Here is a 21,260-nt window from a genome sequence, read left to right on the forward strand (position 1 = left end):
TCCTTGGCGTCCCCGCCGGCCTGTCGGATCAGGCCGCCAGCTTGCGCGTCGTTCCCAGTGCTTCCCCGACCGCGTCGAGAAACATTTCCGCGCAGGCCTTCCAACTGTAGCGCATGGCGCGCTCGCGGGCCTGGTCGCGGCTGACGTCGAGCGCGGCCAGCGCGGCCTCGCGCAAATCGGTGGAAACAGCACCGCCGACACCATCACCAACGATGTCGATCGGCCCGGTCACCGGGTAGGCGGCGACCGGCGTGCCGCTGGCCAGCGCCTCGATGATGACGTTACCGAAAGTGTCGGTGCGGCTGGGAAAGACGAAGACGTCGGCGGAGGCGTAGATTTCGGCCAGTTCGTCATTGGGGCGATGGCCGAGGAAATGCGCCTTCGGATATTTCGCCTTCAGCTTGGCAAGCTCGGGCCCTTCACCGACGATCACCTTGCTGCCGGGCAGGTCTAGGTCGAGGAAGGCCGACAGGTTCTTTTCGATGGCGACGCGGCCGACACATAGGAAGACCGGGCTGGGGAAGCCGAGGTCCTTGCGCTTGTCGGGCCGGAAATGCTCGGTGTCGACGCCACGCGTCCAGGGCCTCAGCTTGTTGAAGCCGCGCGCCGTGAGATCGTCGGCGAGCGACTGGGTGGCGACCAGCGTGCCTTGGCCCGAATTGTGGAAATCGCGCAGCCAGCGATAGGCCCAGCTCTCCGGCACCGGCAGGCGGGCGCTGAGATATTCGGGAAAGCGGGTGTGGTAGCTGGTGGTGAACGGCCGGCCGGCATTGCGGCAATGGCGCCGCGCCATGATACCCAGCGGTCCCTCGGTGACGATGTGAATGTGGTCGGCCTTGTAGCCGTCGATCAGGCGCGCGACATGGCCGGGCGTGGTCAGCGCCAGGCGGATGTCGGGGTAGGTCGGCAGGGGCAGGGTGCGAAAGATGTTCGGGGTCAGGAACTCGACCGCGACGTCGAAGGATTTCAGGGTCTCGGTGAGCCGCTCCAGCGTGTGGACGACGCCGTTGACCTGCGGGCGCCAGGCGTCGGTGACCATCACTATGCGCATGGCGGCCCTTTGCTCCGGAGGTCGGCGGTTGCCTTGAAACGATGCCGGAACGGCGACCATGCGGCCGCCCTCGCTTCGCTCCAGCGCACCCTGACGGGTACGGGGTCGAAGTGAGGCGGCAAGGACGAATCAAGTGCGGTCGCGCGCTTCATGCGCGCTCTTGACCATGGTTTCATGACGGGCGGATGAAGCAGACCGTGATCCCGAAAGGTCGAAAGCGGCTTTCAGGCAAGATCATGCCAAATAGAGATCAGGCCGGAACCTTGATCACCGCGCGCAGGCCACCCATCGGGCTGTCGTCGAGCGTGATGTCGCCGCCGTGGCTGCGGGCGATGTCGCGGGCGATCGACAGACCGAGCCCGGTGCCGCTGGCGTCGAGGTTACGGGCTTCGTCGAGCCGCACGAAGGGCTTGAACACGTCTTCGCGCCTGTCGGCCGGAATGCCTGGCCCATTATCGTCGACGGTGACGAGAAGCGAGCCGCGGCCGTGGTCGGCGGTGACCTCAACGGTGCGGGCATAGCGGAAGGCATTGCCGATGACGTTGGACAGCAGCCGCGCGAAGGCGTTCGGCCTGACATGCACGGTCGGATCGCCGGAAAGCGTCGTCGACAGTCTGCATTTGCGCAAGTTCGCTTCTTCGCCAAGCTTCTGGAAATAGGCTTCCAGATCGAAACGTCCCGGGTCCTCCGAGGCCTCGCCCTTGGCAAAGGCGAGATAGCCTTCCAGCATCGACTGCATGTCCTCGATGTCCTGGTCGAGCGCCGCCTTGGTCTCGGCCTTGCCGCCGGCCAACGCCAGCTGCAGCTTGAAGCGAGTAAGGATGGTCCTGAGATCATGACTGACACCGGTCAGCATGGCCGTGCGCTGCTCGATCTGGCGCTCGATGCGCTCGCGCATCTGGATGAAGGCAAAGCCGGCGCGGCGCACCTCTTCGGCCCCGCGCGGGCGGAAATCGCGCGGCATCGGCCGGCCCTTGCCGAAGCTTTCGGCGGCCTCGGCAAGCGCCAGGATCGGCCGGATCTGGTTGCGCAGGAAGGGGATGGCGATCATCAGGAGCACCAGCGAGGTGCCGACCATCCAGATCAGGAAAATGTGGGTGTTGGAGGCATAGGCCTGGCTGCGGCGCACGAAGACGCGCAGCACCTTGTTCTCGAGCTGGACGCGCACTTCGATGATGTTGGAATTGCCGACAGTGTCGATCCAGAAGGGGCGGTTGATCTGCCGAGTGATCTCGGCGGAGAGAACATCGTCGAGGATAGAGAAGAACGGTTTTGGACCGGGCGGCGGCAGCGGATCGGGCGGCAGCAGATCGACCTTCAGCTGCATGCGATCCTGCGCGATGCGGATGATGTTGGCGTAGTCGGCGTCGTGCGGATAAGTCTCGATCATGTCGATGATGGCGGCGATGTCGCGCACGGTGGCCTGCGACAGGCGTTGCGTCACGGTTGCCCAGTGGCGCTCCATGAAATCGAAGGCGACAACCGACTGCAAAAGGATCATCGGCGCGATGACGATGATCAGCGAGCGCGCATAGAGGCGCTTGGGCATGTAAAGCGAAACCAGGCGCCAGAACCGGTTCCAGATGCGCGGCACCGCCTTGAGCGACCGTGTGGCGCGTGCACTCAAACCGTCATTGTCCGGCTGTTCCAGTTCCGTGGTCGCCATTGGCTCTTTTCATCCGTCGGCGGTATTGGGTCGGGATGACGTTTGGCTGAATCGTCATCCTGATCCAACTCTTTGTTGGAGCATGATCTTTTCCGAAAACCGGTTCCCACTTTTCGGGACCATGCACTTGGGCCGCCGCCGGCATTCTATTCCACGCTGAGCCGATACCCAATACCGCGCACGGTCTGCAGCCAGACCGGATTGGACGGATCGCGCTCGATCTTGCGGCGCAGCCGGTTGATCTGGACGTCGATGGTGCGCTCGCCGACTTCCGAATCGTCGCCGACGAGTTCGTGGCGGGGGATGGTTTCGCCGGCGCGCGCGGCGAAGATCGCCAGGATCTCCTGTTCGCGGTCGGTCAGCTTCAGCGCCTCGCCGCCGCGCTTCAGTTCGCGCCTGGCGATCTGGAAGGTGTAGGGGCCGAACACCAGCTGCTCGACCTTGGGCGTCGCCGCCGGGCCGCCACGGCGCAGGATGTTGTTGATGCGCAGGATCAGCTCGCGCGGGTCGAAGGGTTTTGGCAGGTAGTCGTCGGCGCCGGCTTCGAGCCCCGAGATGCGGCTGTCGGTCTCCGACAAGGCCGTCAGCATCAGGATCGGCACGTTCTTCTCGGCGCGCAGCGCCTTGGTGAGATCGACGCCACTTTCTCCCGGCATCATCACGTCGAGCACGAGCAGGTCGAAATCGAGGCCGGCGAGCTTGCGGCGGGCCTCGCCGGCATTGCCGGCGACGGTGACGCGAAAGCCGTTTTCGGTCAGATACTGCTTGAGAAGATTGCGAATGCGGGTGTCGTCGTCGACCACGAGCAGATGTGGTGCGTCGTCATCCGGTGCGGCCGCGGTGTCGACCCTCTCAGTGCTCTCCATGGCTTTTCCCTGACATTTTTGCGGACCCAACGTCGATCTGAGCTCTCAGTTCCGGATTGACCATTGCTTCGAGGAAGCGTTCCACCAAGGTCCGTTCGGTGGCGCCGGAATCTTCCAATGCAGCACGGATGCGGCGTGACTGTGGCCGCGCCAGCGCCAGCGCCAGCGCACGGCCCTTGGCCGTCGGATAGAGTTCGCGCTGGCGACGGTCGCGCGGGCCCTGCAACTGCACGACGTGATCGGTGTCGATCAATTGCTTCAGCACACGCGCCAGGCTCTGCTTGGTTATCTTCAGCACGTCGAGCAATTCGGCGACGGTCAGGCCCGGCCGGCGGTTGACGAAATGCAGCACGCGGTGGTGGGCGCGGCCGAAGCCGTAGTCGGCCAGGATCTGATCGGGATCGGAAGTGAAGTCGCGATAGGCGAAGAAGAAGAGTTCGATGATGGCGAAGTCGATGCCGTCCTCGCTGGTGATCGCGGTCCTGATCGGTTTTCCGGCAGCTGGGCTTTTATCCGTCATCATTTCTCCATGGGAACGGGAGATTATGTCAGTACTATTGACGTAATTTCCCTGCAATGGTAATTTTTGACAAGCTTTTGAGCGGATTGCGAACGAAAAGGCGAGGCAAGCCGGTTTTTCCGGAACTTCCTGAGTTTGCCAGGGCGCGATTATCCGCTTACGCTTCCAGACACCGGCCGGCGTCTCCAACCACATGGCGCTGCCAAAAGAACACGCAACGACACTAGGATATGCGGGTCGCGACCCGCGGGAGGTTACCATGGCATCCGTTCCCTTCGATCAACTGGACGGCTTCATCTGGATGAATGGCGCGTTCGTCCCGTGGGGGGACGCCAAGATTCATGTGCTGACCCACGGCCTGCATTACGCCAGCGCGGTCTTCGAGGGTGAGCGCGCCTATGGCGGCGAGATCTTCAAGCTCAACGAGCATACGGAACGCCTGCATGAATCGGCGCGCCTGCTCGGCTTCAAGATTCCCTATTCGGTGGCCGAGCTCAACGACGCGTCGACCACGCTCCTGAAGAAGCAGGGCTTCCAGGACGCCTATGTCAGGCCGATCGCCTGGCGCGGCAGCGAGCAGATGGGTGTTTCGGCGCAAAACAACCGCATCAACGTCGCCATCGCCATTTGGCAATGGCCGAGCTATTTCGACCCGGCGCAGAAGCTGAAGGGCATCCGTCTCGATGTGGCGGAATGGCGCCGGCCCGATCCGCGCACGGCGCCGTCGCGGTCGAAGGCCGCCGGCCTCTACATGATCTGCACCATGTCCAAGCATGCCGCCGAGGCCAAGGGCTATGCCGACGCCATGATGCTCGACTGGCGGGGCCAGGTCGCCGAAGCGACGGGCGCCAACATCTTCTTCGTCAAGGACGGCAAGATCCACACGCCCAAGCCCGATTGCTTCCTCGACGGCATTACCCGCCGCACGGTCATTGGTCTCGCCAGGGATCGCGGCCTGGAGATCATCGAACGCGCCATCCTGCCGGAAGAACTGGAAGGGTTCGAGCAGTGCTTCCTGACCGGAACGGCAGCGGAAGTAACCCCGGTTTCGGAGATCGGCCCTTACCGATTCGAAGTCGGCGAGATCGCCAAGAATCTCATGAACGACTATTCTATCGCCGTTCAACCCAAGCATGCTATCGCCGCAGAATAACGATAGTCACAGCTTTTCGCGCAAGCAGGGGCGGTTTTCGGGCCGCCCCTTTTATTTCAGCGTTTCTGCATTTGACTTTCCTCCAATTCGGCGTCTCATGATGGTGTCGGCCCGGGAGGCTGGCTATGGAGGGACTAATCATATGGACATGAACACGCTTCTTCCGATCATCATTCAGATCATCACAGGCATCATTGGTGGTCAGGCGGTCGGCGCGGCGATCAAGACGGCGGCAATGGGTCAGCTTCCCAAAATCCTGGGCGGAGCCATCGGCGGTGTCGGCGGCGCGGCGATCCTCGGCAGCCTGCTTGGCGGCGGTGCGATCAGTCCTGACGCGGCCGCGGCGGCGACCAGCGGCCTGGGCAGCGCGCTCAACCTGCAGAACATCGTCGGTGGCGCCGGCGGTGGCGCGATCCTGACCGGCATTCTCGGCGCGGTCATGGGCGCCATGAAGAAATAAGCCTGCCGATCTCGGGCTTCGCAGAATGGGCGGCTTCGGCCGCCCATTCCTTTGGAGACGCACTGTTTGGCCTTCCGGCTGTGGACGGTTTTGAGCGATGCCTCTACATGATCGCTGACACAGCGAAAGGACGATCATGGGTCAGCTCAATGCCGGCATCGTGCCGGTCACACCGTTCCAGCAGAACTGCACCATCCTGTTCGACATGGAGGACAAGCATGGCGTCGTCGTGGATCCGGGCGGCGACATTGACAAGGTGCTGGCAACGTTGAAGGACAACGCGATCGCGGCCGAGGCGATCTGGATCACGCACGGTCATATCGATCATGCCGGCGGCGCCATGGAACTGAAGGAAGCACTCGGCGTCGAGATCATCGGCCCGCATGAAGCCGACAAGATGCTGCTCGACAATCTGGAAAACCAGGGCAGGCGCTACGGCATCGGCGGTGTGCGAAACTGCGTGCCCGATCGGTTCCTCGCCGAAGGCGAGACGGTGTCGTTCGGCGGCCATGTGTTCGAGGTGCTGCATTGCCCCGGCCACGCACCGGGCCATGTCGTCTATTATAACCGCGCCGCCAAATTCGCCCATGTCGGCGATGTTCTGTTTCGTGGTTCGGTCGGCCGCACCGACCTGCCCGGCGGCGACCATGCGGCCCTCATCGCCTCGATCAAGAACAAGCTGTTGCCGCTCGGCGACGACATCGGCTTCATCTGCGGCCATGGCCCCGGCGGGCGTTTTGGCGAGGAACGGCGAACCAACCCGTTTTTGACCTGAATGAGATGAGGGCCGCCGCCGGAAGCCCAACAAACCGACAACAAAAAAGCGCTGGCCTTGCGGTCAGCGCTTTTTTGTTTGGGGCAGGGAAGCCTCAGTTGGCGGTGCAGAAATGCTGTTCACCGTCGCTGCCGGTGAAGGTGCCGGTACGGGAATTGAAGGTGCGGTAGCGGTCCGAGCAGTACTCGTACCAGCCGCGCGTCCACGGTTCGGCGTAACGGTCGGCATAGACCACCTGCGGTTCCGCGTAGTAGCGGCGGACCGGGGCAGGGCGCACCCGCACGTCACGATCGTAGTAACCGTCATCGTAATAACGGTCGGAATCGGGCGGTGGCCGGTCATTGGCCAATGCGCCACCGATCAATGCGCCGGCGGCAAGGCCGAGAACGCCGGCTGCCACGGCATCGCCATGGCCATGGCCGTGATGGTGCCAACGGCGCCAGTCATCGGCATTGGCCGCCGAGAAGGTCCCCAGCGTGGTGGCGACCACGGCTGCGGACAGCACGGCTGTCTTGAAAATGCGGTTCATCTTGGTCTCCTTCGTACCGGACCGTGCAGTTTCTTGCAGGGGATGCAGTCCGGCTTTACGAATGACTAATATGGGACCGTGGCTGAACGGGGGCTGAACGAAAATTTGGCCGCACGCATTCTTTCACCGCTTCAAAACCGCACCTTTCGGCGCGGACCTGACTGTCGGAGCCGGTCCGAAGCCGGCTCAGCCGACCGACAGGTTGACGGCCTTGGGTCCCTTGCCGCGCTTGTCCGGCTCGGTGTCGAATGTCACTTTCTGCCCATCTTCGAGACCGGGGAGACCCGACGCCTGCACGGCCGAAATATGGACGAAGACATCCTTCGCGCCATCATCCGGTGTGATGAAGCCGAAGCCCTTGGCATGGTTGAAGAATTTGACGGTGCCGGTCTGCGGCATGGGAAGCTCCTTTGATCCCATAAACTCCAGTCTCGGGCCGGCAAATGCCCGAATGCAAATTTGTCCTTTATTTTAGCGCTATCGGCAAGAGAAAGTTTTGCTGGCACTTAAAGCACGTCGCTTTAAGTGCTTGTTTTGATGCGCGTCATTGGCCCGGACCCGGGATGAACTTCCGGATGAGATGAGTCTGCGCTGCGCGGCGGACATGAAAAAGGCGCGCCGAAAACCGCCGCGCCTTTCAAAAACCCGTCTGCCTGCCCAGGTGCTGGTCAAGCTCCTCGTTCGCCCATCCGCCTGGGATGGCGCGCGCGCCGATCGCTCAGGCTGCGCGCAGGTTGACCGCCTTCGGGCCCTTGCCCATGCGGTCCGGCTCGACGTCGAAAGTGACCTTCTGGCCATCGACGAGCGTGCGCAGGCCCGAGGCCTCGATCGCTGAAATGTGGACGAACACGTCCTTGGCGCCGCCGTCGGGCGTGATGAAACCGAAGCCTTTGGTCGCATTGAAGAATTTAACGGTGCCGGTCTGGGCCATTGGGGAAACTCCTTCACCCGTTCAGTCTTGGTGGTCCTGCCCGCCACCTGGCGTCGAGGGCAGTTCCTGGTGGTTGCTTTCGGCAGTCATGCATTGGCGCATGGTCAAACCCCCCGCCGAAAAACGGGGCCGTCAGAGATTCACAGTATCGGGGAAAGGTCGTCCAAAACGTTCCGCTCTCCGGGTCGCAAATGCCCGAACACAGAATTTATCGCACGGAAACGTGAAGGTTGCAAGATAGCGCCGCGGGCCGCCGCCATGGGCGCATCCCGACGCAAAAATCGACCGATCAAAGCGTCGACCGGCCGCAAATAGGCTTCGTTGGCGGAAGGGTCATCGGCCCACAGCACCGGTCATGGATGGGCCAGGAGCGACGATTGCCGGGGACGCGGCTGGGGCCCACCGGTTCGGGTGTCGTTCTCCTACAGAAGCGCAAACAAGGGTTGCAATTGGCGGTGGAATGACGACGATCACGCCATTGGGCGACTGATCCAAATCTTGTTTTAATCGATATCATCATCAACGAACCGCCACGCAGTCTTGGGCGGTACGGACCGGGACGGGGATCGAGGGAGAGACGATCATGAGGTTTCTTGCGGCGATCTTTTCACGGCAGGTTTTTGCCGTCCTTTTCCTGTCGGCAATTCTTGCCGCCTGCACGGTCGTCGTCGATGACGGACCTGGGCCGCGACCGCGTCCGCCGCGCCCTGAACCGCAATTCTGCACCAAGCAATACGAGCCGGTCTGCGCCCGGCGCGGCGGAGATCGCCAGACCTTCGCCAATGCCTGTCTGGCCGATCGGGCGGGTTATCGCATCGTGCGTGACGGCGCCTGTCACCGCGGTGATGGCGGTGGCGGCGGTGGCGAGCAGACGTTCTGCACCCGCGAATATGCTCCGGTGTGCGCCCGCCGGCATGGAGAGATGCGCACCTTCCCCAACGCCTGCGAGGCGCGGGCCTCGGACTACCGCATCGTCGGCGAGGGGCCGTGCTGAGATTCTGCCGTCTCCCGCATGAGGGGAAGGCCATTATTTGTCCACGCCAACATAAGCTTTGCTCTTGAGCAGGCCGGCCAGATGAGCAGCGTTTGAGGCCGCCATTTCGATGGCTTCGGTAACCTTGGCGGGGGTTTTCGGCAGGTCGACGTAATTGACGTCATGCATGGCTTCACCGACCCAGTAGACGCCGCCATTGGCGGGAATGGTGAAGCCGACATCGTTCAGCGCCTGGAAGCACTCCGCATGGCAATGATGCGCGCCGTCCTCGTTGCCGACGATCGCCACCAGGGCCACCTTGCCGGCGGCCGGCATGCGGCCCTTGTCGTCGGTCTCCTCGAGAAAGGCGTCCATCCGCTCCATGACGCGCTTGGCGACGCTCGATGGTTGGCCCAACCAGATCGGCAAGCCGAGAATGAAGATATCGGCGGCCAGGATCTTTTCGCGCAGGCCAGGCCAGTCGTCGCCCCTGCCCATGTCGGAGAGCACGCCAGGCTTGATGTCATGATCAAGCGTGCGCACGACCTCGCCTTCCACGCCATGCGGTTTGAGCGCCGCGAGCAGATCGGCGATGATCTTGTCGGTGGACGATTTTTCCTTGTCGCCGGATGCTTTCAGCGAACAGTTGAGGGCAAAGACGGTGAGGGACATCGCAAAACTCCTGCATCTGGGTGTGCAGGCTCAACGCCGCGAGGCGTTTGCGGTTGCGCGGTGTGTCGGCTGGCCTCCGCTCAGCTGGCCGGATTGTCGGCCAGTTCGAGATTGTCTTCCGTGGTGACCCGTTCGTGGGTCTCCTGGTCGCTGCGGATGCGGTATTGCGGGGAACCGTCCTTGACCGGCAGCCTGCTCTTGATCTCGAACAGTTCCGCGGCCTTGTTGACCAAGCCGGTCCGGCTTTTCATCCGCACGGTCTGGCCGATGGCGAAGAGATGCGAGGGGGTGTCGGTGCGCGGTCGCGCATTCTGTTGAAAACGGATCATACTGCATTCTCCCGGTCGCGCACCAGCGCGGTTTCGAGGTCCAGGTGGTCGATGGCGACGAGTTGGCTGGTGAGCGGGTTGCCTCACCGCCTTTGCCGGCAGATGGATGAAGGTGGCGACGCGGCGCCAGGCAAGCCGCGACATGCCCTCGATCAACTCCTCGTCGTGATCGATGTCGTAGTCGCCGGCCGGCAGTTGTCCTTCCAGGCCACCGAGCATGAATGGCGCGGTGAAATGGGCGATGGAACGGGTGGTGCGGTCGGGCATTGTCCTGGCCTTTTGGGATGAGATTGGCGGGTCGAGAACCTCTGACGCCGCGAGATGCCAATTCTGGCCCAAACCATATGTGATATATAACCGAAATCGGCGCTCTATTCAAGAATAATAATGGAATTCCTTGCTTCTATTTGAAAAATAGACGGAGACTAATTTTGGAATAAATCAGCTATGGCTGCGGATATCTTCGAAAATTTCTTGGGGACGTGCCGAGTTTTTCCTCGGCGCTTATGTTTTTATTTTTTCTAAAAGGGATAAAGCCATGGATTCAATCAGAACTTCGAAAGGGAAGAGCATGGCGATCAATCCGATCGTCAGGTCAATCGCCACGTACCCCATTGGCGCTGCCGGAAAGCCGATGGCCGTCCAGTCGGCGCGGCTGACCATCAGAAGCGACGAGGCGGCAAGGCGAACGATCTCCGATACCGATGGAACTGTGAGGCGGGCCAGGCAGGTTGCAGAGACCAATCGCCTGATTTGATCGCTTTCGCCGCGATGTGAGGCGCAGAATCAAGCAAAGCCTTGAACCTGTAACGCCGATGGCCTAGATCGCGGCAGGCGCACGAACACGGTAGGTGTCCCATCAACAGAGATCAGAGAAGAGCGGCGGGTGCGGGGACCAAGCCTGGCGCGGCCAAGTCTGGCGGGGGAGGACAGCCGCCGCTGGGCCTCGACCAGTATGTGCAGCAGGCATTGCAACTGCACCAGGCCGGGCGCCGGCAGGAGGCAGAGGCGATCTACCGCCAGGTGCTGACGCGTCAGCCCAAACACGCGGCCGCGGCGCATTTCCTGGGGTTGCTGCTGCACCAGACGGGGCGCAGCGAAGAAGGCATGGATTTCCTCGAACAGTCGGTTCAGCTGCAGCCGACCAATCCCGACTTCCTCAACAATCTCGGCACGGTGATGCGCGATCTGGGCCGTGTCGCGGCGGCGATCGATTTCTTCCGCGGCGCGGTGGACCTGCGGCCGGAGCAGCTCGCGGCGCGCGACAATCTCGGCTCGTCGCTGAAGCAGATCGGCCGGTTCGACGAGGCCGAGGACATCTATCGCGGCACGGTGCAGCGCAATCCATTCCATGTGCGCGCCCGTATCGGGCTTGCCGAAACCCTGCAGGAAGCCGGACGCCTCGACGAGGCGCTGGCTGTCTTCCAGGAGGCACTGACCATCCGGCCTAGGGATGCCGACCTGCTGCACGGACTGGGCGTCGGGCTGATGGAAAAGGGCAAGCTCGACGAGGCGACCGGCCTGTTCCGGCAGGCGGTGGCGATCCAGCCGCGCATGGCCCGCGCGTGGCTGATGCTGACGCAGGTCAAGCGCCAGAAGGAGCGCGATGCCGAAATGGCTGGCATGGAGGCGCAGCACGCCAAGGCGCCTCAGGACAGCCTGGCACGCATGCAGCTGTCGTTTGGCCTCGGCAAGGCCAATGACGATCTCAAGGATTATGGCAGGGCCTTCGACTATTTCGCCGAGGGCAATGCCATCCGCCGCAAGGGCATCGACTACGACCCGGTGAAGACGCGCGCCGAATTCGAGGCAATGAAGACGGTGTTCGATGCCGGCTTCTTCGAAAAGCACAGACCGAGCCCGATTGCCGACGACGCACCGATCTTCGTCGTCGGCATGCCGCGTTCGGGTACGACGCTGGTCGAACAGATCATCGCCAGTCACCCCCAGGTCTATGGCGCGGGTGAGCTCAGCATCCTGAAGACGGCGGTCGGCAAGCAGTTCCCGTCGAACATGCCGGGCGGCTTCCCCTGGGGGGTGGCCGACACGGACGATAGGGATTTCGCCGAGGCGGGGCAGGCCTATCTGGACATGCTGCATGCCCGGTATCCGCATATGCGCCACGTCACCGACAAGATGCCGGGCAACTTCCTGCTTGTCGGCTTCATCCACATGATGCTGCCGAAGGCCAGGATCATCCATTGCGCCCGCGATGCGGCGGCGACATGCCTGTCGATCTACAAGGTGCATTTCCGCGGCGACAGCCACCGCTATGGCTATGACCTCGGTGAGCTCGCCGATTTCCACAATCTCTACACCGACATCATGGCGCATTGGCACAAGGTGCTGCCCGGCGTCGTGCACGATGTGCGCTACGAGGATTTCGTCGCCGACCAGGATGGGCAGAGCCGGGCGCTGATCGACTATCTCGGCCTGCCATGGGACGATGCCGTGCTGTCGTTCCACGAAACCGACAGGCCGGTGCGCACGGCGTCGGCCGCGCAGGTGCGCCAGCCCATGTACCAGGGCTCGGTCGATCTGTGGAAGCGCTATGGCGACAGGCTGAAACCACTGCTGGATAAGCTCGGATAGGCCGATAGCGCGGTAAGGCCGGCCTGCGAACGGCGGTCGAGCTGTCTCAAAGTTCCATGAAGGGCTGGAAGCCGCCGAAGATCATGCGCTTGCCGTCGAACGGCATCGTGGCCATATCGCGCTGCAGACGAGGGTCGGCCATCACCTTGGCCATCACCGCATCGCGATCCTGCCTGGATTTGTATACGGCCCAGGAGAAAACGACGATTTCATCATCCTTGGCCTGAACGGCACGCGGAAACGAGGTGATTTCGCCATAGGGCACGTCGTCGCCGATGCATTCGACATAGGCGAGCGCGCCATGTTCCATCCATATGGGGCCTGCGAGGTTGGCGAGCTTTTTATAGTCATCGAGATTTGCCTTCGGCACGGCAAGCACGAAGCCATCGACATAGGACATGGTGGTCTCCTCTTTGCTGAATTCGAACGCCGGGTCGGCGGGGATACACCCGGCGCGATTGGGCGCATCCCCTCGGCGAGGGGCGCGCTCGCTAAAGCCTATTCCGTCGGTGCGTTCATTGCCCAGGCGACGCCGAAGGGGTCCTTCACCTGGCCCCAGCGGTCGCCCCAGAACATCACCTGCAGCGGCGTGACGGCCTCGCAGCCGGCGTCGACGGCGCGCTTCCACGAAGCGTCGATGTCATCCTTGCCGAGATGGAGCTGCAGCGTATAGCCCTGTGCCGCCTGGTGCGGATGGCCGTGTTCCGGATAGGCGTCGCCCAGCATCAGTGTCGAGCCGTTGATATAGAGATGGATATGCATGGTGCGGCCTTTTTCATCCGCCGGGTAGGCAAAGACTTCCTCGGCCCCGAAAGCCTTCTTGTAGAACTCGGCCGCCTTGATGGCACCGTCGACCTGAATATAGGGGGTCAATCCGCCAAGCACTTTTGGCCGGGGTGGGGTCTGGTCGGTCATTGCATGTTCCTCTTCACGTTGGTTTGGCCTTGCGGACCATAGGACGGATGAGATGACGGCAATCCTACAGGACGCCGAAAATTTTTGGCCGGGCGACAACCGATGGGTTGGGAAGGCGTGCAACGAACTTGCGTCGGCGGCTTCCAATCAGAGCGCAATTCTCTCGGCTCCCAAGCTAAAAGAGTTGGATTGCGCGCCGCCTACTCAGCCCGGAGACGACAATGATCCTCTATTATCAGACCCACTCACCTTTCGCGCGCAAGGCGCTGGTCTTCGCGCATGAGGCAGGCGTCGCCGATCAGCTCCAGGTCATTCATCACGAAACCAGCCCGACCTTGCACAACGCCAGTGTCCACGCCGAAAACCCGCTAGGCCAAGTGCCGGTGCTGCTGCGTCCGGGTGCGCCGGCGATCTTCGATTCCGACGTCATCTGCGCCTATCTCGATACGCTGCATGATGACCGGAAGTTGCTGCCGCAGGTCGGCGAGGCACGCTGGCAGGCGTTGCGGCTGCAATCGGCCGCCCAAGGCCTTGCGCAGACGGGCATCGCCTTGCGCTGGGAGACGGAAAGGAGACCCGAACAGCTGCGCTATGATGCTCTTGCCGAAGGATATCGGCAGAAGATCGAGGCGACCTACGACTGGGCCGAGGGCGCCCTTGACGACGAGGCGCCGCTCCATGTTGGACATATTGCGCTAGCCACCACGCTGTCCTGGATGGCGTTCCGTCATCTTCCGTCGTTTGGTTCGCGGGCGCGGCTGACGCGCTGGTTCGAGGCTTTCGAAAGGCGTGCGTCGATGCGTGCGACGCCGCTTTCGGGCGATACACATGATTGATTCGCGCTCGCCTGAGAGGCGGCGAGCGTCAACGGTTGTTCCGCGTGTCGAGGATTTCCGGAAAGCCGATATCCTTGCGCAGCGCGGCAGGCAGCGACAGCAGGATGCGTTCGCTGCGGTGACGGGCGCGCGCCGCGGCATACCGGGTTGCGATGCGGCCGATGGATGACAGGACGGACATGACGAATTCTCCCTGGTTTGGCGCCGGCATCATCGTGTCGGCATCCCAAGGACGGGGCAGCAACGGGCGATCCGACAGATTGCCCGGAGAATTTTTTGTCAGCGTTTACATCTCGTTCAGGCGCCGCCGAGGAGAGCCTATGCGACCTTGAGCGTGGGAATAGCCGAAACATCGACCTCACGCTCGGCGTGCCAGGCATCGAAAGCCGCCTGCATCCGAAGCCAGATCGCGGCGCCGTCGCCGAACAGCTTCCCAAGGCGAGCGGCCACCGCCGGCGAAACCGGCTTCCTTTCGCGGATAATGTCATAGAGCTGCTGCCGGGATATCCCGAGCAGATTTGCAATCTCCACCTTGGTCTTTCCAGTTGCCGGGATAATGTCCTCAAGCAGCGCTCCCGGGTGGGAGGGGCAACGCTCGATCGGACGCGTCGGCTCGTGCACGGTCATACGTCGAACTTCTCCAATCTGGCCGCCTCAGTGATATTGCTCGAAATCGACGCGGGCGGCGTCGTTACCGTCGAATTCAAATGTAATGCACCACGGACCATTGACGTGGACCGTGTAGCGGATGGGATCGAGGCCTTTCAGCGAATGGAAGTCGAAGCCGGGAAGGTTCATCTCCTCCGGCTTTTCCGATGCTTCCAGGCGGTCAAGCCGAACAAGGATGCGCTTGTGCATCTTGGCATCGATCTTGCCGGTTTTTCCGGTTTGAAAAAGGTCGGACAGCGCCTTGTTCTTGAACGATTTGATCATGACATATGTAAACAGATCGCTTACACAAATCAAGAACCTGTAAGCAAATAATTTACAGGCATGCCGATCTCCCGCCGCTCAGCCGGTTCCCTCAGCCACCTCGCGGAAGAAGCTCTCCGGATCCTCGACTTCGGTCAGCTTCCGCTTCTCGATCAGCCAGAAGCGGTTGCCGATGGCGCGGATGAAGGAGCGGTCGTGCGAGGCGAGCAGACAGCTTGCCTGGTGCTTCAGCAACTCTTCCTCCAGCGCTTCCTGGCCGTCTATGTCGAGATGGTTGGTGGGCTCGTCGAGCAGATAGAAATTGGGATTGGCGAGCCTGAGCGCCAGCATCATCAGCCGTGCCTTCTGGCCGCCCGACAGAACACCGATCTTTTTCTCCTGCATCTCGATGACCACGCCAGCGCCGGCAAGCAGCGAGCGGGCGCGCTGTTCGCCGACATCGTAACGGCGCGAGACCATCGCCAGCGGCGTGTCGTCGCCGCTGATGCCCGACAGCGCCTGGTCGCTGTAGCCGAGCACGGTGGACGGCGTCACCTTCACATTCCGCACTGTGTCCGGCTCGAGGATGGCGTTGCGGATCATGGTGACGAAGCGCGACTTGCCGACGCCGTTGCGGCCGAGCAGCACGATGCGGTCGCCCTGGCAGATGTGGCGCTTGCCGGTCCTGAACAGCAGCGTGCCGTCGGGCGTTTCGACCGCCGCGTCGTCAAGCGTGATCAGCACCTTGGCGTGGGTGCCGCGATTGGCGAGTTTGATCGCGCCCGCCGATTTCTCGCGATGCGCCGGATTGGCGGCCTCTTCCAATTTTTCCGCGCGCTGGTTGAGTTGCTTGGTCTTGACCGTCAGCAGGTCGCTGCCGGAATTGATGCCGATATTGTTGAGCTTGGCCGCCTGCCGGCGCAATTGCTGCGCCACCTTCATGTCGCGCTGGAACTTTCGTTCGGTCGACGCGTCAACCTCGTCCAGCGCCTCCCTGGCGCGGGAATAGGGGAGGGAGAACACCGGCGACTGTTCCGGGCGCAGGAACAGCGTCCGGTTGGTGGTGGCGTCTAGGAAGGCGCGGTCATGGCTGGCGATGATGACGGGCACCTCGCGCGGCAGCGCGTTGAGCCAGGTTTCCAACTGGCTGATGCGGGCAAGGTCGAGATGGTTGGTCGGCTCGTCGAGCAAAAGCAGGTCGGGATCGGTGACCCAGACGCGGGCGATCAGCGCCAGCCGCTGCCAGCCGCCGCTCAGTGCCTGCATTTCTCGCCCGCGCATCGGCTCGGGCACGTCAAGCGAATCGAGAACCACATCGACGCGCCACATCTCGCTGTCGGCCTGTTCGGGCGGTAACGCCTCAGCCACAACCTCGTAAAAAGTGCGGCCAAGCAGGGCAGGGGCAACGGACTGCTCGACATGGCCGACACGCAGACCGCGCGTGCGGGTGATGTCGCCTGTCGTCGGTTCCAGTTCGCCGGTCAGGCATTTGAGCAAGGTCGACTTGCCGCGGCCGTTGGCGGCGACGATGCCGAGCCGGTCGCCGTTGCCGATGCTGAGGTCAAGATTGGAAAAGAGCGGCGCACTCATGGTGACGCCGAGGGATTTGAGGCTGATCAGGGCCATTTTGATTTCTCTGGTCTTGCCGGAATGCCGGCTCATGCACTTTGACGGTGCGCGTGCCGGCCATCAGGCCAGGCGTTGCGTACCACGAAGGGCAGACCAAAAAATCGAAGCGGGAGAAAACCCGGACCGTCCCTGGTCAGCCCTGCAAGCTGGCTCGCAGGGCGCAAATCGGGCCACGCTGACGATGGTGACGATAGAACGTAAACACGTGAGCCCTCCTTTCGAGACGTTCGAGTGTGACGACTGGCTACACCAAAGGCGAGGCTGATGGCAAGGCCGCCGCTTTCAAGCGGCGCGGGAAGGGGTCCAGCACCAGTATGCAGCCGCCGATGATCGCCACCGCCCCGAAGCCCTGGATCAGGGTCAGCGACTCGCCGAGCACAATCGTTCCGGCCAGCACCGCGATCGTGGTGACGGCGAATTCGACGCTGATGGTCCTGGTCGCTCCGATGCTGGCCACCAGCCGGAAATACACGACATAGGTCAATGCGCTCATCACGCAGGCCAGTATGGCCAGGTAGAGGAAGTCGACAGGGCGCGGCATGGCCGGCACCGGCACGGCGAGCAGCAGCGGCAGCGTCATCAGGCCGCCGAACAGGAAGGCGGCGCTGGTGAGTTCCAGCGAGCCGGCCGAGCGCAAATGGCGATTGGCGTAGTTGCTGCCGAATGCCGCCGAGAAGGAACTGAACAGCGAGGCGGCACAGCCGATCGCAAAGGATGCGGTGACCGGAACGGCGGGGAAACCGACCAGGACGATGATGCCGGCAGCGCCGAGCAGCAGTCCAGCCAGGCCGCGAACAGCGATGCGCTCAAGCCCCCAGAGCTGGCCGATGATCATCGAGAACAGCGGGATGGCGGCAACCAGGATGGCCGCCATCGCCGTGCCGATGCGCGGCGTGGCATAGGACAGGCCGATCAGCTGCGCCGCCACCGTCGTCGCGCCGACCATGGCGAAATGCCGCCAGCCGGCGCTGAAATCCAGCCGTCGCCGCGTCGCGGCGGCAAGCAGAAAGAGCGTGATGCCGGCGATCAGCGCGCGCAAGGTGACCGCGCCGACCCAGCCAAAGGCATGTACCACCTTGAGCAGCACCAGGAACGACAGTCCCCAGGTGACAGCCAGGAAGACGTAGGCGGCGATGTCTCTGGGTTTCATGGGGAGTTGGCTGATGGTTTTCGGAGCGGAAGAGCAGAATTGAAAGGCCCGTATAGGTTCGTCCCACCACTGGCAAGGTGGCAGGAAAAGCTGATCTATATTGGAGGGACAGCGGGGGCGCGAAGAATTGCTACCGTCCGGGCCTGCCTGTCTTGCCCGGCCGGCGCTTTTCGCGGCGGGCGTCGCCTTGGTCCTCGTAGGAGCCGATGCCGGAGCGTTGACGGACGATAGGCTTGTCGGCATCGCCGCGATCCTTCGCGCCCCTCTCTGTCCTGCCGGACATCTCCCCCACGGGGGAGATTGGCTGTGGCTTCGCCGGCACTTTTCCCTCTACCGGTTTTTCGGTGCGGCGCACCGTCATCTCGTCGAGCGAATTCTTTTTGAACAGCGGCTTGGTCGCATCGCCGGGGATGCCGAAGTCGGAGCCATGCGCTTCTTCCGCCGACTGCTTCTTGAACAGCGACCGCGACACCGCGCCTGACGGCGTCGGCATGTCGGTGCCTGGCCCCATGTCGTCCAGTGACGGCTTGGCGAACAGTGGCTTCTTCACCGGCACGGCGCCGTCGGCGCCCATCTCGTCGAGATCGGGCTTGCGGAAGAGGTTGGGCCTGGCGGCCTTGGCTGCCTCTTCGGCGGCGCGTGCCTGATCGAGCTTGCGGAACCGTTCCTGTTCCTCCAATGTCCGATGCTTGGCCACGCCCTTGTTGTGCTTCCCCTTTTCGCGGCCAGAGGCCGGACTTTGGCCTTCCACCTCGCGCGCCAGCGGATCGTCGGAGATCGACAATTCCATCTCGTGCAGCCGCTTGATCTCGTCGCGGATGCGGGCCGCCTTTTCGAAGTCGAGATTGGCGGCGGCGTCGCGCATCTGCTTGTCCAGCGCGTCGAGATGGGCCTTGAAATTGTTGCCCATCATGGCGCCGGCGCTGTCGGTGAACTGCGAGATGTCGGCGCGGACATGGTCCTTCTCGTAGACCGAGTCCAGAATATCGGAGATGCGCGACTTGACCGATTCCGGCGTGATGCCGTTGGCGGCGTTCCACTCCATCTGCTTCTCGCGGCGCCGGTTGGTCTCGGCCATCGCCCGCTCCATCGAACCGGTGACCTGGTCCGCGTAGAGGATGACCTTGCCGTCGACATTGCGGGCGGCACGGCCGATGGTCTGGATCAGCGAGGTTTCCGAACGCAGGAAACCTTCCTTGTCAGCGTCGAGAATGGCGACGAAGCCGCATTCGGGAATATCGAGGCCTTCGCGCAAAAGGTTGATGCCGACCAGCACGTCGAAGGCGCCGAGGCGCAGGTCGCGCAGGATCTCGATGCGCTCCAGCGTGTCGATGTCGGAGTGCATGTAACGCACGCGCACGCCCTGCTCGTGCAGGTATTCGGTCAGGTCCTCTGCCATGCGCTTGGTCAGCACCGTCACCAGTGTGCGATATCCCGCCTTGGTGGTGTCGCGGATCTCACCGACGACGTCGTCGACCTGGCTCTTGGCCGGACGCACCTCGACCGGCGGATCGATGAGGCCGGTCGGTCGGATGACCTGCTCGGCGAACACGCCGCCGGACTGCTCCATCTCCCAGCCGCCGGGCGTTGCCGAGACAGCGACCGAAAGCGGGCGCATAGCGTCCCATTCCTCGAAGCGCAGCGGCCGGTTGTCCATGCAGGAAGGCAGGCGGAAGCCGTATTCGGCAAGCGTCGCCTTGCGCCTGAAGTCGCCGCGATACATGCCGCCGATCTGCGGCACGGTGACGTGGCTCTCGTCGATGAAGACCAGCGCATTGTCTGGAATGTACTCGAACAGCGTCGGCGGCGGATCGCCCGGCTGGCGGCCGGTGAGGTAGCGCGAATAGTTCTCGATGCCGGCGCAGGAGCCGGTGGCTTCCAGCATTTCGAGGTCGAAGCGGCAGCGCTGCTCCAGCCGCTGCGCCTCGAGCAGGCGGCCGGCGCGCTCGAGTTCCACCAGCCGGTGCTTGAGCTCTTCCTTGATCGACTTGATCGCCTGGTTGAGCGTCGGGCGCGGCGTCACATAGTGCGAGTTGGCGTAGATCTTGACGCTCTTCAACTCGCCGGTCTTCTGGCCGGTCAGCGGGTCGAACTCGGTGATCGCCTCGATCTCGTCGCCGAACATCGAGATGCGCCAGGCGCGGTCCTCAAGGTGGGCCGGGAAGATCTCTATCGTGTCGCCGCGCACGCGGAACGAGCCGCGCACGAAATTGATGTCCTGGCGCTTGTACTGCTGGGCAACGAGGTCGGCGAGCAGAGCGCGCTGGTCGAGCCGGTCGCCGATCTGCATCTGGAAGGTCATCGCCGTGTAGGTCTCGACCGAACCGATACCGTAGATGCAGGATACGGAGGCGACGATGATGACGTCGTCGCGCTCGAGCAGCGAACGCGTCGCCGAATGGCGCATGCGGTCGATCTGCTCGTTGATCGAGGATTCCTTCTCGATGAAGGTGTCGGTGCGCGGAACGTAGGCTTCCGGCTGGTAATAATCGTAATAGGAGACGAAATACTCCACCGCATTGTCGGGGAAGAATTTCTTGAACTCGGAATAGAGCTGCGCGGCCAGAGTCTTGTTGGGCGCCAGGATCAGAGCGGGGCGCTGCGTCTCCTCGATCACCTTGGCCATGGTGAAGGTTTTTCCGGAGCCGGTGACGCCGAGCAGCACCTGGGTGCGGTCGTTGTTGTCGACGCCCTCGACCAGATCCTTGATGGCGGTCGGCTGGTCGCCGGCGGGCTCGAAATCCGACACCATCTTGATGGCGATGCCGCCTTCGGATTTTTCCGGCCGGGCAGGGCGGTGCGGCGTCCACAGCACGCCGTCCTTGTGCAGCGGATTGCCGGATTCGATCAGCGCCGAGAGCGCGGCCACCGTGGCGGTGACGCCACTGGACGACATCGTCTCGGCTTCTTCCAGCGAGATGTCGAGCCCGGCGACCGGATTGAGGCCGGCCGCCGTGCGTTCGCGGGCCGACGCGGCGCCGCCCATCGAGGTGCCGCGCGCGGTGCGGCCCGGCGCGGCGGAGCGCTCGGGTATTTTCTTCGGCGACTTGGCTCCGCCGCCTTTGCCCGCGGCGCGTCCTTCCCGTTCAGCCTCCTGCTCGATCTGCTCGGCCCAATCGGCGATCGAGCCGGTCAGCGGCGTGCCCGACAATTCGGCCTGCGGCATCTCGGCGAAGCCGCCTTTGTGCAGCGGTTGCGAGGCGTCGAGGAAATCGGTCAGCGGGCTGCGCCGCTTCGGCGCGGCGCGGTCCTCATTCGCCGTCGGCGGCGTTCTTTTATCGGGGGATTTGGCCATGTCCCG

The 21,260-nt window shown here is 62.9% G+C and carries 24 protein-coding genes and 1 pseudogene; 6 read left to right on the plus strand and 19 right to left on the minus strand.

Features of this window, described 5'->3' with window-relative positions:
* Positions 1 to 28: 28 nt before the first annotated feature.
* From FJW04_RS09195 to FJW04_RS09210, 4 genes are all read right to left on the minus strand, one after another.
* Positions 29 to 1,051: a glycosyltransferase family 1 protein gene (locus FJW04_RS09195; RefSeq protein ID WP_015316100.1), complete on the minus strand. Its 1,023-nt coding sequence runs from the start codon at positions 1,049 to 1,051 to the stop codon at positions 29 to 31.
* A 250-nt stretch (positions 1,052 to 1,301) separates the two neighbouring features.
* Positions 1,302 to 2,717, minus strand: coding sequence for an ATP-binding protein (locus FJW04_RS09200; RefSeq protein WP_140617703.1), 1,416 nt, complete (start codon positions 2,715 to 2,717; stop codon positions 1,302 to 1,304).
* Between the two features lie 146 nt (positions 2,718 to 2,863).
* Positions 2,864 to 3,583, minus strand: a complete 720-nt coding sequence (locus tag FJW04_RS09205; RefSeq protein WP_023770265.1) for a response regulator transcription factor — start codon at positions 3,581 to 3,583, stop codon at positions 2,864 to 2,866.
* A complete protein-coding gene (locus FJW04_RS09210) occupies positions 3,570 to 4,103 on the minus strand; it encodes a MarR family transcriptional regulator (RefSeq protein WP_015316103.1) in 534 nt (177 codons plus the stop codon). The genes FJW04_RS09205 and FJW04_RS09210 overlap by 14 nt, the downstream gene beginning before the upstream one ends.
* Before the next feature lie 259 nt (positions 4,104 to 4,362).
* Between FJW04_RS09210 and FJW04_RS09215 the strand changes: the two genes are divergently transcribed.
* The 3 genes from FJW04_RS09215 to FJW04_RS09225 all read left to right on the plus strand — a co-directional run bounded on the left by FJW04_RS09215 (position 4,363) and on the right by FJW04_RS09225 (position 6,491).
* Positions 4,363 to 5,256 (plus strand): branched-chain amino acid aminotransferase, encoded by an 894-nt coding sequence (locus FJW04_RS09215; RefSeq protein ID WP_140617704.1) that lies wholly within the window; start codon positions 4,363 to 4,365, stop codon positions 5,254 to 5,256.
* Between the two features lie 142 nt (positions 5,257 to 5,398).
* The gene (locus tag FJW04_RS09220; RefSeq protein WP_015316105.1) at positions 5,399 to 5,716 is read left to right on the plus strand and encodes a hypothetical protein; all 318 of its coding nucleotides are present in this window, start codon (positions 5,399 to 5,401) and stop codon (positions 5,714 to 5,716) included.
* Between the two features lie 136 nt (positions 5,717 to 5,852).
* Entirely contained in the window at positions 5,853 to 6,491 is a 639-nt protein-coding gene (locus tag FJW04_RS09225; protein ID WP_015316106.1) for an MBL fold metallo-hydrolase, read from the plus strand.
* Between the two features lie 94 nt (positions 6,492 to 6,585).
* Here the strand turns inward: FJW04_RS09225 and FJW04_RS09230 are convergent, their stop codons facing one another.
* From FJW04_RS09230 to FJW04_RS09240, 3 genes are all read right to left on the minus strand, one after another.
* The gene (locus FJW04_RS09230; RefSeq protein ID WP_015316107.1) at positions 6,586 to 7,020 is read right to left on the minus strand and encodes a BA14K family protein; all 435 of its coding nucleotides are present in this window, start codon (positions 7,018 to 7,020) and stop codon (positions 6,586 to 6,588) included.
* Between the two features lie 186 nt (positions 7,021 to 7,206).
* A complete protein-coding gene (locus FJW04_RS09235; RefSeq protein WP_008877668.1) occupies positions 7,207 to 7,419 on the minus strand; it encodes a cold-shock protein in 213 nt (70 codons plus the stop codon).
* A 319-nt stretch (positions 7,420 to 7,738) separates the two neighbouring features.
* On the minus strand, positions 7,739 to 7,951 hold the full coding sequence (locus FJW04_RS09240) for a cold-shock protein (protein ID WP_006202520.1): 213 nt from the start codon (positions 7,949 to 7,951) through the stop codon (positions 7,739 to 7,741).
* Positions 7,952 to 8,534: 583 nt separating this feature from the next.
* Here FJW04_RS09240 and FJW04_RS09245 point away from each other — a divergent pair.
* Entirely contained in the window at positions 8,535 to 8,945 is a 411-nt protein-coding gene (locus FJW04_RS09245) for a Kazal-type serine protease inhibitor domain-containing protein (RefSeq protein ID WP_140713646.1), read from the plus strand.
* Positions 8,946 to 8,978: 33 nt separating this feature from the next.
* Here FJW04_RS09245 and FJW04_RS09250 read toward each other — a convergent pair whose 3' ends face one another.
* The 4 genes and pseudogenes from FJW04_RS09250 to FJW04_RS29900 all read right to left on the minus strand — a co-directional run bounded on the left by FJW04_RS09250 (position 8,979) and on the right by FJW04_RS29900 (position 10,669).
* Complete coding sequence (locus tag FJW04_RS09250) at positions 8,979 to 9,596, minus strand: NAD(P)H-dependent oxidoreductase (RefSeq protein WP_140713649.1); 618 nt, start codon at positions 9,594 to 9,596, stop codon at positions 8,979 to 8,981.
* A gap of 80 nt (positions 9,597 to 9,676) precedes the next feature.
* Complete coding sequence (locus FJW04_RS09255; RefSeq protein WP_015316110.1) at positions 9,677 to 9,925, minus strand: hypothetical protein; 249 nt, start codon at positions 9,923 to 9,925, stop codon at positions 9,677 to 9,679.
* A pseudogene (locus FJW04_RS09260) lies at positions 9,922 to 10,192 on the minus strand (hypothetical protein). Before FJW04_RS09260 ends, FJW04_RS09255 begins: the two are co-directional and overlap by 4 nt.
* 237 nt (positions 10,193 to 10,429) lie before the next feature.
* Complete coding sequence (locus tag FJW04_RS29900; RefSeq protein ID WP_181172906.1) at positions 10,430 to 10,669, minus strand: hypothetical protein; 240 nt, start codon at positions 10,667 to 10,669, stop codon at positions 10,430 to 10,432.
* 225 nt (positions 10,670 to 10,894) lie between these two features.
* On the opposite strand from FJW04_RS29900, the gene FJW04_RS09270 reads away from it, so the two are divergent.
* Positions 10,895 to 12,517 (plus strand): sulfotransferase, encoded by a 1,623-nt coding sequence (locus FJW04_RS09270; protein ID WP_246673767.1) that lies wholly within the window; start codon positions 10,895 to 10,897, stop codon positions 12,515 to 12,517.
* 46 nt (positions 12,518 to 12,563) lie between these two features.
* Here FJW04_RS09270 and FJW04_RS09275 read toward each other — a convergent pair whose 3' ends face one another.
* Positions 12,564 to 12,917: a DUF1428 domain-containing protein gene (locus FJW04_RS09275; protein ID WP_140617709.1), complete on the minus strand. Its 354-nt coding sequence runs from the start codon at positions 12,915 to 12,917 to the stop codon at positions 12,564 to 12,566.
* A gap of 98 nt (positions 12,918 to 13,015) precedes the next feature.
* Positions 13,016 to 13,432 (minus strand): glyoxalase/bleomycin resistance/extradiol dioxygenase family protein, encoded by a 417-nt coding sequence (locus tag FJW04_RS09280; RefSeq protein ID WP_140713655.1) that lies wholly within the window; start codon positions 13,430 to 13,432, stop codon positions 13,016 to 13,018.
* A 221-nt stretch (positions 13,433 to 13,653) separates the two neighbouring features.
* Between FJW04_RS09280 and FJW04_RS09285 the strand changes: the two genes are divergently transcribed.
* Positions 13,654 to 14,268, plus strand: coding sequence for a glutathione S-transferase (locus FJW04_RS09285; RefSeq protein WP_015316116.1), 615 nt, complete (start codon positions 13,654 to 13,656; stop codon positions 14,266 to 14,268).
* Between the two features lie 28 nt (positions 14,269 to 14,296).
* On the opposite strand, the gene FJW04_RS09290 is transcribed toward FJW04_RS09285, so the two are convergent.
* The 6 genes from FJW04_RS09290 to uvrB form a co-directional block, all read right to left on the minus strand.
* Positions 14,297 to 14,449 (minus strand): hypothetical protein, encoded by a 153-nt coding sequence (locus FJW04_RS09290; protein ID WP_083883193.1) that lies wholly within the window; start codon positions 14,447 to 14,449, stop codon positions 14,297 to 14,299.
* A 137-nt stretch (positions 14,450 to 14,586) separates the two neighbouring features.
* Positions 14,587 to 14,895 (minus strand): HigA family addiction module antitoxin, encoded by a 309-nt coding sequence (locus FJW04_RS09295; protein ID WP_015316118.1) that lies wholly within the window; start codon positions 14,893 to 14,895, stop codon positions 14,587 to 14,589.
* A 27-nt stretch (positions 14,896 to 14,922) separates the two neighbouring features.
* Entirely contained in the window at positions 14,923 to 15,201 is a 279-nt protein-coding gene (locus tag FJW04_RS09300) for a type II toxin-antitoxin system RelE/ParE family toxin (protein ID WP_015316119.1), read from the minus strand.
* Positions 15,202 to 15,279: 78 nt separating this feature from the next.
* Positions 15,280 to 16,806: an ABC-F family ATP-binding cassette domain-containing protein gene (locus FJW04_RS09305; RefSeq protein ID WP_140713657.1), complete on the minus strand. Its 1,527-nt coding sequence runs from the start codon at positions 16,804 to 16,806 to the stop codon at positions 15,280 to 15,282.
* Between the two features lie 247 nt (positions 16,807 to 17,053).
* Positions 17,054 to 17,959 carry a DMT family transporter gene (locus FJW04_RS09310; RefSeq protein ID WP_140713659.1) on the minus strand — a complete coding sequence of 302 codons (906 nt, stop codon included), beginning with the start codon at positions 17,957 to 17,959 and terminating at the stop codon, positions 17,054 to 17,056.
* Between the two features lie 130 nt (positions 17,960 to 18,089).
* Complete coding sequence (gene uvrB / locus FJW04_RS09315; RefSeq protein ID WP_140713661.1) at positions 18,090 to 21,254, minus strand: excinuclease ABC subunit UvrB; 3,165 nt, start codon at positions 21,252 to 21,254, stop codon at positions 18,090 to 18,092.
* Between the last annotated feature and the right edge of the window lie 6 nt (positions 21,255 to 21,260).

This window comes from Mesorhizobium sp. B2-7-3 (genome assembly GCF_006440715.1).
GTDB lineage: Bacteria > Pseudomonadota > Alphaproteobacteria > Rhizobiales > Rhizobiaceae > Mesorhizobium > Mesorhizobium australicum.